This window comes from Syntrophobacter fumaroxidans MPOB (assembly GCF_000014965.1).
GTDB classification, from domain to species: domain Bacteria; phylum Desulfobacterota; class Syntrophobacteria; order Syntrophobacterales; family Syntrophobacteraceae; genus Syntrophobacter; species Syntrophobacter fumaroxidans.
The window spans coordinates 4,295,930-4,307,764 of the sequence record NC_008554.1 but is presented as its reverse complement, the minus strand read 5'-3'; the positions used below and the strand labels follow the sequence as shown (position 1 = coordinate 4,307,764).

The 11,835-nt window shown below is 58.5% G+C and carries 9 protein-coding genes and 1 pseudogene; 7 read left to right on the top strand and 3 right to left on the bottom strand.

The window, feature by feature from the left end; genetic code table 11:
• The first annotated feature begins 126 nt into the window (after window positions 1-126).
• The 3 genes and pseudogenes from SFUM_RS18175 to SFUM_RS23185 all read left to right on the top strand — a co-directional run bounded on the left by SFUM_RS18175 (window position 127) and on the right by SFUM_RS23185 (window position 2,843).
• Window positions 127-2,400 (top strand): hybrid sensor histidine kinase/response regulator, encoded by a 2,274-nt coding sequence (locus SFUM_RS18175; RefSeq protein WP_011700314.1) that lies wholly within the window; start codon window positions 127-129, stop codon window positions 2,398-2,400.
• Window positions 2,401-2,552: 152 nt separating this feature from the next.
• Window positions 2,553-2,666 (top strand): annotated as a pseudogene (locus SFUM_RS24155) (zinc-ribbon domain-containing protein); the annotation flags it as partial.
• Window positions 2,667-2,669: 3 nt separating this feature from the next.
• Window positions 2,670-2,843: a hypothetical protein gene (locus SFUM_RS23185; RefSeq protein WP_153307221.1), complete on the top strand. Its 174-nt coding sequence runs from the start codon at window positions 2,670-2,672 to the stop codon at window positions 2,841-2,843.
• 88 nt (window positions 2,844-2,931) lie between these two features.
• Here SFUM_RS23185 and SFUM_RS18165 read toward each other — a convergent pair whose 3' ends face one another.
• On the bottom strand, window positions 2,932-3,150 hold the full coding sequence (locus SFUM_RS18165) for a hypothetical protein (RefSeq protein ID WP_041440932.1): 219 nt from the start codon (window positions 3,148-3,150) through the stop codon (window positions 2,932-2,934).
• Window positions 3,151-3,643: 493 nt separating this feature from the next.
• Here SFUM_RS18165 and SFUM_RS18160 point away from each other — a divergent pair, with 493 nt between their 5' ends.
• Window positions 3,644-5,035 carry a sensor histidine kinase gene (locus SFUM_RS18160; RefSeq protein WP_011700313.1) on the top strand — a complete coding sequence of 464 codons (1,392 nt, stop codon included), beginning with the start codon at window positions 3,644-3,646 and terminating at the stop codon, window positions 5,033-5,035.
• A gap of 137 nt (window positions 5,036-5,172) precedes the next feature.
• Here the strand turns inward: SFUM_RS18160 and SFUM_RS18155 are convergent, their stop codons facing one another.
• The gene (locus tag SFUM_RS18155; RefSeq protein ID WP_011700312.1) at window positions 5,173-6,867 is read right to left on the bottom strand and encodes a glutamine--tRNA ligase/YqeY domain fusion protein; all 1,695 of its coding nucleotides are present in this window, start codon (window positions 6,865-6,867) and stop codon (window positions 5,173-5,175) included.
• Window positions 6,868-8,164: 1,297 nt separating this feature from the next.
• Here SFUM_RS18155 and SFUM_RS18150 point away from each other — a divergent pair.
• The 3 genes from SFUM_RS18150 to SFUM_RS18135 all read left to right on the top strand — a co-directional run bounded on the left by SFUM_RS18150 (window position 8,165) and on the right by SFUM_RS18135 (window position 11,384).
• Window positions 8,165-9,040 carry a L,D-transpeptidase gene (locus SFUM_RS18150; RefSeq protein ID WP_011700311.1) on the top strand — a complete coding sequence of 292 codons (876 nt, stop codon included), beginning with the start codon at window positions 8,165-8,167 and terminating at the stop codon, window positions 9,038-9,040.
• Between the two features lie 266 nt (window positions 9,041-9,306).
• Entirely contained in the window at window positions 9,307-9,858 is a 552-nt protein-coding gene (locus SFUM_RS18145) for a L,D-transpeptidase family protein (RefSeq protein WP_167321377.1), read from the top strand.
• Window positions 9,859-10,628: 770 nt separating this feature from the next.
• Window positions 10,629-11,384: a TerC family protein gene (locus SFUM_RS18135; protein ID WP_011700308.1), complete on the top strand. Its 756-nt coding sequence runs from the start codon at window positions 10,629-10,631 to the stop codon at window positions 11,382-11,384.
• Window positions 11,385-11,587: 203 nt separating this feature from the next.
• On the opposite strand, the gene SFUM_RS24000 is transcribed toward SFUM_RS18135, so the two are convergent.
• Window positions 11,588-11,719, bottom strand: coding sequence for a hypothetical protein (locus SFUM_RS24000; RefSeq protein ID WP_279614589.1), 132 nt, complete (start codon window positions 11,717-11,719; stop codon window positions 11,588-11,590).
• Between the last annotated feature and the right edge of the window lie 116 nt (window positions 11,720-11,835).

Sequence of the window (11,835 nt, the reverse complement as noted above, 5' to 3'; positions counted from 1 at the left end):
TCCGTGCTATTTTGTCATCAATCCTCAAAAAGAACAATTGAACGGTGATGACGCGAGTCAGTGGCGAAACGGGGGATGCCTATTGCGGAATGAGCGGGACCTGCCTTGCGAGAGGAACCTTTGAGCATGCCTAGCCGGGACGGTACCGTGCGAGCCGCCGCGCACGAGACCAAGCCCGTGACAACGCGCTCCGAAAAGGAGCAGTTGCGCGGTCTGCTGGTGAGACAGCTCTACGCCCTGGTGCCCGTCGGTCTCAGCGCCGCGGTGTCCAGCGGCGGCATTCTCGTGCTGGTGCTTTGGAGCGAGCTTCCCCACGGGCGCCTGTTGATCTGGTTGGCGGCGATGCTTTCCCTGGCGTTGTTGCAGTACCTGCTGATGATCGCCTACCGCCGCCGTCCCGCGGCCGCCGAATCCGCTTCCCCGTGGTTCGTCCTCTTTATTGCCGTCTTTGCATCAAACGGTCTGGTCTGGGGCTCGGCGGCCCTGTTCTTGTTTCCGCACGACTCATTGGCGCACCAGGTGTTCGTGGCGTTCGTCCTGGGAGGCATGACGGCCGGAGCGGCGGGAACCTTTTCCGCCACGTTTTCGGCTTTTCTGGCATTCAGCGCCCCCGCCTTCCTCCCGGTCGTCGTCAGATTCTTTCTCATCAACGATGACCTGCATCTGGCCATGGGAACGCTGCTTATCATCTTTGCCGGTTCGATGGTCGTGTGCGCCCTTCGCGTGAACCAGGCCATCGTGTCTTCCTTCCGGCAAGGTCTGAAGAACCTGGATCTCATCGCGGACCTCACCGAATCCAACGCACGGCTCGGACGCCTCAATGCGCTTCTGGAACACGAAATCGCCCAGCGCCAGAAGGCGGAAGAGGCGCTTCGGCAATCCGAGAGCATCTATCGGACCATTTTCGAACACACCGGCACGGCCACCTTTATTGTTGAAGAAGACGCAACGGTATCGATGATGAACAGTCAGTGCGAGAAGTTTTCGGGTTATTCGCGAACCGAGGTGGAAGGGCGGATGAAGTTCGACCAGTTCGTTGCGGAAGAGGACCTGCAACGGGTGAGCGAATACCACCGCATGCGGCGTCTCGATTCCGGGACGGCTCCCGAACGCTTCGAATTCCGCTTCAAGGACAGGTTCGGGCGTGTCAGGGACATCCTGGCGACAGTGGGCATGATTGCCGGCACCAGGCGCAGTGTGGCTTCCCTGGTGGACATTTCCGAGAAGAAGAAAGTGGAAGAAGAACACCTCAAGATCGAAAAACTCGAATCCCTGGGGATTCTTGCAGGTGGAATCGCTCATGATTTCAATAATATATTGACGGCGATCCTCGGCAACATCTCCCTTGCCAAAATATATGCCCGGGACAAGGTCCGCAAACGCCTGGAAGAGGCGGAACGAGCGAGCGCCAAGGCCAGGGATCTCACCCAGCAGCTGCTCAGCTTCGCCAAAGCCGGCGCACCCGTCAAGAGGACCCTGTCTCTCGCGGAGCTCATCCGGGAATCGGCGTCGTTCGGGCTGAGCGGCTCCAACGTCCGGTGCGAATTCTCCATACCTGACGGCTTGTGGCTGGTGGATGTCGATGAAGGCCAGATCAGTCGGGTCATCACCAACCTGGTCATCAATGCCGACCAGGCCATGCCCGAGGGCGGGACCATCGAGGTGTCCGCGGAAAACGCGGCTTTCCGGACGGCGGAAAACGCGAGGCTTCCGCTCCGGCCGGGCAAGTACGTCAAGATATCCGTTCGCGATCATGGGGACGGCATCCCCGGGGAACACCTGGCCAAGATATTCGACCCGTATTTTTCCACCAAGGAAAAAGGAACGGGGCTGGGTCTCGCCACCGTCTACTCCATCGTCAGCAAGCACGGCGGTTGCGTTGACGTGGAGTCGAGACCGGGTATCGGTTCGACCTTCCACTTTTATCTGCCGGCATCGAGGAAACAGGTTGTGGAAGGGATTGAAACAGCCAGGAGACCTTTGTCCGGCAAGGGAAGAATCCTCATCATGGAGGATGGTGAGGAGGTGAGGCGAATCCTTGCGGAGATGCTGGAGCACCTGGGCTACGAGGCGGATTCGGTGCGCAACGGAGCCGAATTGATCCGGATGTACAAAGAATCGAGGGCCATGGGTCGTCACTACGATCTGGTCATCATGGACCTCACCGTCCCGGGAGGCATGGGCGCCAGGGAGACGATCACGCAGCTCAAGGACCTGGACCCGAAGGCCCGCGCAGTTGTCTCCAGCGGATACTCCAACGATCCGGTAATGGCGGATTTCTCCGACTACGGCTTTGTGGACGTCATTTCCAAGCCCTACAAGATCGAAGAGCTCTCGGACCTGCTCAAAAAGGTGATGAGGGGAAAAGAAAGCAAGATGCTCCGGTTTCTGGCATCCTGACCGATTGTGCCCCGTGCGCTTTCGAACGGGCGGCATCGAAAGCCCGCCGTTCCCGACTCGCATCCGGGTGGCGCGGTCTCGCGCCGGCCGCACCGCTTTTCTCCAATCATACTCTGGCCCGAGGACAAGATTTGTGCTACATCTATGCCGGTGTGGTTGAAGAAACAGTGCCCATCAGGGCCGGGGAGACAAGGACCGTGGCACAGTGCCCTCGCTGTCAAGCAGAGATCGACGCGGAAGACCGGTTCTGCAGGGGTTGCGGAGCATCGTTGGCGGAGGCTCGCCCGGGCCGGTTCAAATCCATCCTGCCCACCGAAAATCTCGAAGGGTACCGTCAAAACTATTTCCGGCCTTTTTTCGTTGTCTGTGTGGTGTGCATCGCCGGTCTTTTCGGTATTGCCGTCCTCGTCCATCTGATCCGCGCTTACCTGGGCGGCCCATAGGAGCGCAGGCGGAGGCGGTAGGAATCGACGCGGGGAGGGTTCATCTCCCCACGCGGTTCACGCGGCCGGCATTGTCGCTTACTTCCTATCAAACGGGCTGCTCATGCCCGCACCAGTCGGCCACGATGATTTCATAATCCGGCCCCCTGTGTTCCGGAAACGACAGGAAATACCGTTCGAGGGCATTTTCAGGGGTTTCGCCGCATTCGCACCAGATGACTATCCTGGTGGGACCCGAAGAGGCGGCCGGCGCATTTCCCTCCGGATTCGGATCGTTCAGGGGAATCTCCTTTCCGTTACCGGTCAACCGAGTCAACACCGTCGGCTTCAGATTTCAGTGCGGCAAACCGTCGCATGCAGGTGGACCGACAGCATGAGAGGCCGGTGCGGGGCCGGTGGCCCCACTGCTCCCCAACCGACGCTTTTCGGTTTTCCTCCACCCCTTTGCCTGACACATTTTTTCGTTCGGGATGAGTGCATTGGGCGGTCGCGCATAAAGCCCTCCCTTTATATGTCTGATGGACCCATCGATCCGTACAAGGGGCGGGTTTATCCCAGCCCGCGTCACCTCCCGATGGGCAGGTGTCGTGTCATCTTGAACGCGCCTCGGCATGAAAGCGGCACTGCGTCGCCTCCGGCTTCTTTTCGGAAAAACGAGGTTGAGTGCGACTCGAACTGCGGATTCCGGGAGTTGTGACCTTCAAGCATCGCGAGATTTTTGCTAGAATGTCTGACTGTGGAATCCATTCGCCGTTTTTCGACACGTTCGGTTGTGTTCGGCCGTCCGGGAGCGTCTCCTTATGAATGACACAGATAAGACCAAAGAGCAACTCATCAACGAACTGGAGGAGTTGCGTCGAAGGATCGCCGAACTGGAAGGGCACGGGAGTTTCAGAACCCCAGCCGGACAGAGTCCGGGATCAGCGGAGCGGAGCGGCCCGATCCCGGAGAGGCGGCAGCCCGACCGTTCATGCGGCGATTCCGCGCCGAGGAAGCAGCCCCGAATTCCGCCCGTTCCATTCCCTCCCCCGGGAAGCCTCCTTGGAAAAACAATTGCCAGGCGCGGCCAGACCGAGGAGGCACTTCAAGTCGTCTGTCAGCAGCTCCTCGGGATCATTGATTTTCTTCCTGATGCCACCTTCGTGATCGATGAAGACGGGAAGGTCATCGCCTGGAATCACGCCATTGAGGAAATGACGGGCGTGAAGAAGGAAGATATCATCGGTCAGGGCGACTACGCCTACGCCGTCCCGTTCTATGGGGAGCGACGGCCCATACTGGTGGACCGGGTGTTCGACAAGGCGCTTCAGTTCAGGCATCATTATGATTTTGTGGTCGAGAAGGGGAACACGATTTATGCGGAGGCATATGTTCCCATGACTTTTCGGGGCAAGGGCGCGTATCTCTGGATCAAGGCATCTCCCCTCTGCGACGATACAGGCCGGATGATCGGGGCCATCGAATCCATTCGCGACGTCACCGAACGCAAGAAACTGGAGGAAGCCCACCGCATCAACGCGGAGAAGATCAAGCTTTTCGCCTATTCGGTGTCCCACGATCTGAAGAGTCCCATCGTCGGCATACACGGCCTGACCCGTCTTCTCTTCCGACGTTACCGGGACTACCTGGACGAGAAGGGAAAGCTTTACTGCGAGCAGATTTTGAAAGCCACCGAGCAGGCCGTGGCGCTGGTCGATGAAATCAACGTCTATATCAGGACGAAGGAAATACCCCTGCACTTCGAGGTGTTCAAGCCCTCCGAGACCATCAAGATGGTTCGAGACGAGTTCGGCGCCCTGCTCAGCATCCGGCGCATCGCATGGGTTGAACCGGACCCCGTTCCGGAGATCAAGGCCGACCGTCTTTCGCTTTTGAGGGTACTCAGGAACCTGGTGGACAATGCTCTCAAGTACGGCGGCAACCGGCTCACCGCCATCCGGATCGAATACGCCCAGACCGAGGACTTCCACGTCTTCTCCGTCTGCGACGATGGGGTGGGAATGAAGATCGAAGGAAGCGAGGAGATGTTCAACGCCTTCCAGCGCGACAAGACAGCGCGGGACGTGGAAGGAACCGGGCTGGGCCTTGCCATTGTCAAGGAGATCGCGGAGAAGCATCGCGGCAAGGTCCGGGTGGAGCGCGGCCCGGTCTGCGGCACGATCTTCCGCGTGTACCTCTCAAAGCACCTGTGAGGGCGGCGAAGAACGGAAGAATAAGCCTCAACGCACCCGGGTGTCACACGCCCTCATGGGCCGACCGGGCGTCACGGCTTGGCCGGGAGGCGTTCCGCGTATTGCGGGCCGCGCGAGATCGCAGGATGAAAGGCCGGTCAGGGCTTCTCCTTTTTCATGACTTTGGCCCACGTGTCACGGAGCGTGACGGTACGGTTCAAGACCAGTTTCTGAGCGGTGCTGTCCGGATCGACGCAGAAATAGCCCTGCCGCTCCAGTTGGTAACGGGTTCCCGGTGCGGCACCGGCAAGGCTCGGTTCAACCCGGCATGACTTCAGCACTTCGAGCGATGCGGGATTGATGTGGGCCTTGAAATCAAGACCGTCCCTCTCATCGTCCGGATCCGCCTTGAGAAAAAGATGATCGTAGAGCCGTGCCTCGGCTTCCAGGGCATGGTCCGCGGAAACCCAATGCAGGGTGGCCTTCACGGCCCTGCCGTCGGGAGCGCCTCCGCCGCGAGTGGCCGGATCGTAGGTGCAGCGTAGCTCGACTACTTTCCCCTGCGCGTCCTTGACCACGTCCACGCATGTGATGAAGTACGCGTAGCGCAGGCGGACCTCCCGGCCCGGCGCGAGACGATAGAACTTCTTCGGCGGAGCCTCCATGAAATCTTCCTGCTCGATGTAGATCACCCGCGAAAAAGGCACCTTCCGCGTCCCCATCCCGGGATCTTCAGGATTGTTCACCGCTTCGAGCTCCTCCACCTGCCCTTCGGGATAGTTGTCGATGACCACGCGGAGCGGCCGCACCACCCCCATGACCCGAGGCGCGCGGCGGTTGAGATCCTCGCGAATGCAGTGCTCGAGCAGCGCCGCGTCCACCATGCTGTCCCGCTTGCCGACACCGATGAGCTCACAGAAATTGCGAATCGCCTCGGGCGTATAACCGCGACGGCGGATTCCGGCCAGCGTCGGCATTCGGGGATCGTCCCACCCGGCCACATGTCCTTCCCGGACCAACTGCAAGAGCTTGCGTTTGCTCATCACGGTATGGCTCAGGTTGAGTCGCGCGAACTCGATCTGCTGCGGGTGGCACTCGACCTTCAGGACATCCAGAAACCAGTCGTAGAGGGGCCGATGGTCCTCGTACTCGAGAGTGCAGATGGAATGCGTGATTCCTTCGACGGAGTCCGATAGACCGTGGGCGAAGTCATACATGGGGTAGATACACCATTTGTTGCCGGTTCTGTGATGCTCGACGTGGCGAATGCGGTAAATCACCGGATCCCGCATGTTCAAATTGGGAGAAGCCATATCGATCCTGGCCCTGAGTACATGGGAACCGTCCTCGAATTCTCCGGCCCGCATGCGCGCCAGCAGGTCCAGGTTCTCCGCGACCGAACGGTTCCGGTAGGGACTGTCCTTGCCCGGCTGGGTGAGCGTTCCGCGGTATTCCCTGATCTCATCCGCAGTCAGGCTGCAAACGTAGGCGTTGCCGTCCCGGACCAGCTGCACCGCATACTCATAGAGTCGCTCGAAATAATCCGATGCGTAATAGAGCCTGTCGCCCCAGTCGAAACCGAGCCAGTGGACGTCTTCGATGATCGACTCCACGTATTCGGTTTCTTCTTTGCTCGGATTGGTGTCGTCGAACCGGAAATTGCACAGGCCTCCGAACTCCGCGGCAATTCCGAAATTCAGGCAGATGGACTTGGCGTGCCCGATGTGCAGATAGCCGTTGGGCTCCGGAGGAAATCGCGTGATGACCCGGCCGTAGTTTTTCCCCGACTGGACGTCCGCGGCGACAATGGCGCGAATGAAATTGGGTGGAGGGGTGGAATTGTTCGTCGACATCTCTTTCGGCTCCCTTCGAATCGACACTGTCATACCAAACAGAAACCGCACAAGGCGGCACGCGCGCCCTTCGGGCAATCCGCAAGGATCGAGGGCGGAAAGAAACCCGGGCGTTTCCGCCGGTGCTCCCTCGCATGCCGAATCCGGGAGGAAACACCGTGCCCCGGCGCCGGACTCCGCGATACCGCATATCCTCGCGGCAACCGAGCCGCTTTCACGGCAAGGACCTGCCGAATCATCTTGCCGGGACGCTCTCCGGCATGCGCCCCCCACGGACGCCGCGCGATCGTGGAGCTCGCGACGGCAGCCGAACGGGCTTTGCCTGGCCCGGAAGGGAGACGCCGCGTCGGATCGTTCGACTTGCCCGAAAGCACCAAGCCTGTTCAGGGCTTATTACATCAAATTCCATCCGCTTTGTGAAGAATTTGCTCTCCCCGAAAAATCGGAGGTGCCCTATGCCCGGAAACAAGCTCCTGAAAAGGAGCCGTCAACATCACGGTCACAGTCGCATGGAGATTGTCGTCATCCCCGCACATCCTTGTGAGCGTGGGTTATGGACACATGGGGCAACATCACCGGGGAAAGAAAGTGGGCGTGCCCATGGCGGTGGGACTGCGTTCAAAACGTTTCCGCGTCGTTGCGACCTCCAGGCCCGCGGCCATGGGGCAGGAACCGTGAAAGAAGGCCCGATCTCCGGGAAACGGGTGCTGCGTTATCTCCGACGGAAGGCCCCTCCCGCGGAGCGCTTGATACGGATTTACCTAGAAAACAGACTCCCGAGGGAGTCTGTTTTCTAGGTAACTTCGTATGAACATGCTGCCGAGATACAAACCGACGGAGAAAGCCTCAGGCAGCATCAAGCGCATGAGCGCCACGGATATCCCTAATCAGTTGTAAACACAGTGTTTTGTGTCCATACTGAAGCCAGGGCCCCAGGCAATAAGCTGTATGCGGCTCGAGTCGCGACCTGCCTATCCGCGCCTTGTGCATCTCGAACTTGCATTAGTCCTTGTTCTTGACTATATTTGCCCCGTTTGTGACGGGAAGATTGAGGAGTGGCTCTCTCTTGAAACGAATTATCTGTTGACGCTTGATTCGGAATTGCAAGTCCTTTGCATGCAACCGTGAAGAGAACGTGATTGCTGAGGGAATGTTGCCTGCCCCATTATTGGGGGTTCAATCCGAACGACGGTCCGGAATGGACCGGACATGAAGCGTTGACCGGCAGGGTTTCGTCGGATTGAAAAGACCGTCCATCCGGATGCTCGGTGAAGAAAGCTCAGGAGATGACTGACCGGTGGTTAAGAGACTGATCGGTTCTTTATGGTGTTTTCTGTTTGCGGTTGTCTTTCTGGGTGGATGTGCGTCCACCAAACAGGTGGACATGAGCCAGATCGACAACCTGGAGGAGGAGGCCTACAGCCGGCAGAAACCGCCCCCGCCTCCGCCCAAGGCGCCTCCGCCGCGCCGGCCGGCAAAAAAGACCGTGCTTGACAAACGTTGGACCGAGCGCGTCATCACGGAAAAAGAAATAGAGAAGATGGCCGAAAAGGACCCCGACCTGACTCCCGTCGCGTGCAAGGAAATACTGGCCCGACTCAATACCAAGGCGAGGTTTTACATTCCCGAGGATATCAAGAACAAGAGGAAGCTGAGGGTGCCCAGGGATTTCCGGGCGTACAAGAACTGGACCCCGATGCCTTTGTATATTCGAGAGGTTGCGGGCCTGCCCAAGTTCATCCTGATCGCCAAGGACATCCCTTTCCTGGGATGGTACCAGCAGGGAAAGCTGATCGGGGACACGCAAATCTGCATCGGGAAAATGTTCGGCTGGACGAAGGCGGGGGTCTACAGGGTACTGGACAAGGATATCGACCATATTTCCCAATCCTATACCAACGCTTTCGGCGAACCGGCTCCAATGCCCTATGCATTGCGGATCTACGAGCGCGTGTGGGTTCACATGGGCGACGTGATCGGAGGGTACTGTTCGCACGGTTGCATCAACCTGCCCATGGGACCTTCGGAGGAAGTTTACGAATGGGCCGACAAGGGGACCATGGTTGTGATCGTCGACTCTGTGGATGACACGACAAGAATGCTTCAGAGTTACTTCAAACAAATAAAACCCGTCGGACCCAATAAAAAGAAGAAAACTACCACTGAATCGTGATTTTTTTGAATATGCCGGACGTGTTTTGAAGAGATGGAGCTTGCAGAGCAATACCAATATGCGCTATTCTGCAATCCTCCGATTGAGCGTTTCTAATTGTATGGGGCAAAATGTAAACTTGACATGAATGGGGGGGACAGCAAGAAATGAAAAGGACAGGATTGCCGAAAAGAAATTGCGTGCTTATTGGGATCTTTTTCTCTTTGACAGTCGCATTTCTTACCTCTTGTTCGCTTTTTCAATGGGACACCCCCACCGGGCCGCGAGTGGCAAAATTGCCCCCGCCTCCGCCCGAACCGCCGAAAGAGCAGGTTCCATACACCGAGGTCAATCTCGACTGCCCGTTGTCATTGGTCTCAAATCCCAAGATATACGTTTACAAGAGCGACAGAAGACTCCTGCTCGTCAACAATGGGGTGCTGGTGAGAGAATATCCCATCGGCCTCGGCTTCAGCCCCAACGGCGACAAGTTCATGCGTGGAGACGGGCGGACTCCCGAGGGCCAGTTCTTCATCTGTGCGAAGAACCCTAACAGCCGGTTCTACAAATCTCTCGGGTTGAACTATCCCGACCCCAGGCATGCGGAGAAGGCGCTGGTTTGGGGGGCCATCAGCCTGGAAGATTTCCGCAACATTGTTGAAGCCTCGGAGGGCAAGAGGCGCCCGCCGTCAAATACCGTCCTCGGGGGCGACATTTTCATCCACGGCGGCGGGGCCGGCCGGGATTGGACCTGGGGCTGCGTGGCCGTGCGCAACAGCGCGATGGATGAGCTCTTCTCCATCGTCTCCGTGGGCACTCCGGTCGAAGTCATGCCTTGAGAACCGCTCGCAGCAGAGCCGACCGCGGCAAGTCCCCTCGCGAAAATCGCGGTTCGAACCTCGCACGGGGCGTAGCATGCCTGCGCGCCCCGAAATTCGCTTTCAAGGAACATCCCGATCACCATCCAAGAAGAGTGGCGACCGGCAGCTGGACGGAAGCCGGACATCCCGCACTCAGGTCGTTCGAGATCGAGACGCTTCGCCGTCGCCGGGGATGCTCCTTTTCGGACGACGCGGAACCCGGCTCCCGCGTCGGCGAAGAGACTTCATCGTTTACTCGCAAGACGCCCTGGGATCCTGTCAATTACACTGAAAAACAAACTCCCGGGGGAGTCTGTTTTCATGCTTTGCGGGGGGGGGCGGGGGCATGGACAATTGTGTTTCTCGTCCCGGCATAACGGTGGAAGAGGACCCTCTCTCGAAACCATAGGCGCGGCTCCCACCGGCCGAAACCAGTCTTTCCCATCCTTGTATTTCCCGCCGGGCACGCCCCGCCTCCATATGGCCGATGTCGTCGAGAACCGGTCGCGGAGGAAATCCAGAATCTTGCGGCTTCTACTTGACCGGTGTCTCTCTGAAGTCTACACTCATATGTCTTTTCGTTGGACAATTGGACCTCATTCCATTGACTGCCCCGCGCGTTTGCATCCGGCATGCATGTTGCTCCTTCCCGTCGATGGACGTGAGGCCGCTGCGACCATCCTCAACAAGTGCGACGGAAGCCGACCAAGCGACATGAAACACAGCCTGGGCCAACGGGGGAGGGAAAGATGGATTTTGGGATGTTTGGTCATTTCGAATTCACGTGGCAGTTCTTGACGGCGTTGATGAGCATCGTGGTGATCGACCTTGTGCTGGCGGGCGACAACGCCGTGGTCATCGCCATGGCAGTGAAGAACCTGCACGGACGCACCCGCACCATGGGCATCGCCTTGGGCGCGGGCGGAGCGGTTGTGGTCCGGGTTGCCTGCACCTTCGTGGTGGCCCAGCTTCTCATGATACAGTTCATCAAACTGGTGGGAGGCGCCGTGATCCTCTGGATTGCGGTGAAGCTGCTCGTTCAGGGCTCCGAGGACGAATCGCACAAGGAGGCGGGAAGTCTCCTGCAGGCGCTCTGGATCATCATCGTGGCGGACATGAGCATGGGAATCGACAACATGCTGGCCGTGGGCGCCGCCTCTCACGGCAACCTGTTTTTGCTCTTGTTCGGCCTTGGTCTGAGCATCCCGTTCGTGGTCTTCATGAGCTCGATTCTGGCCAGGCTCATGGATCGGTACCCGATCATCCTCTACCTCGGCGCCGGCATTCTGGGCAAGGTCGGCGGCGAAATGATGATCACGGACCCGTACGTGGAAAATCTTCTTCACCCGTCCAAACTGACCGAATATGGGGTCATGATTTTCTTTACGGTGGCGGTGATCGCCGTCGGCAGATTTATCGTGCTCGCCCAGCGAAAAAAGGAAACCGGCCAGAATCCGAATCACTTATCTGAGCCGGAGGCGGTGCCTATAGCAGCCGAGGATTAATACCGCATCGCTCCATGGAGTGCTCTCCGGGAACGTCGTCTGCGAAAATCGGAAGCGGAGATCCAGAGAAATGGCCTCCCATTTCCTCTGTACCTCCGCTTTTTTCGTCTGAACCGGAGCAGGCCCCCCGGAACCCCTTGCTCAACGATCCGTGTGCGGTACTGCCGTTCCCTGCAAATCCCCCTGAACACCGGCCTGATGCATTATGCCATCCCGGCGTGGAAGGCCAGGTCCCGCGCGCCCACGATCGGGCCAAGCTCGGCGATCGCCGGGTGAAAAAAGTTCACGCCGCCGCTCGTATCGATCGTGAACCGCTCGATTTCCATCCGGCACATGGGGGTTGTCCCCCGGAAGCGCGTCGGAAACCGGGATTTGATACGAAGTTGCGTTCAAGAGATGGATCTTTCAAGCACAAAAGAGCGGGGGAATGATTCCCCCGCACCCCCCAAGT

Coding starts and splice junctions, on each gene's coding strand:
- SFUM_RS18175 (WP_011700314.1), top strand. CDS start 127: ATGCCTAGCCGGGACGGTACCGTGCGAGCCGCCGCGCACGAGACCAAG.
- SFUM_RS18160 (WP_011700313.1), top strand. CDS start 3,644: ATGAATGACACAGATAAGACCAAAGAGCAACTCATCAACGAACTGGAG.
- SFUM_RS18155 (WP_011700312.1), bottom strand. CDS start 6,867: ATGTCGACGAACAATTCCACCCCTCCACCCAATTTCATTCGCGCCATT.
- SFUM_RS18135 (WP_011700308.1), top strand. CDS start 10,629: ATGGATTTTGGGATGTTTGGTCATTTCGAATTCACGTGGCAGTTCTTG.
- SFUM_RS24000 (WP_279614589.1), bottom strand. CDS start 11,719: ATGTGCCGGATGGAAATCGAGCGGTTCACGATCGATACGAGCGGCGGC.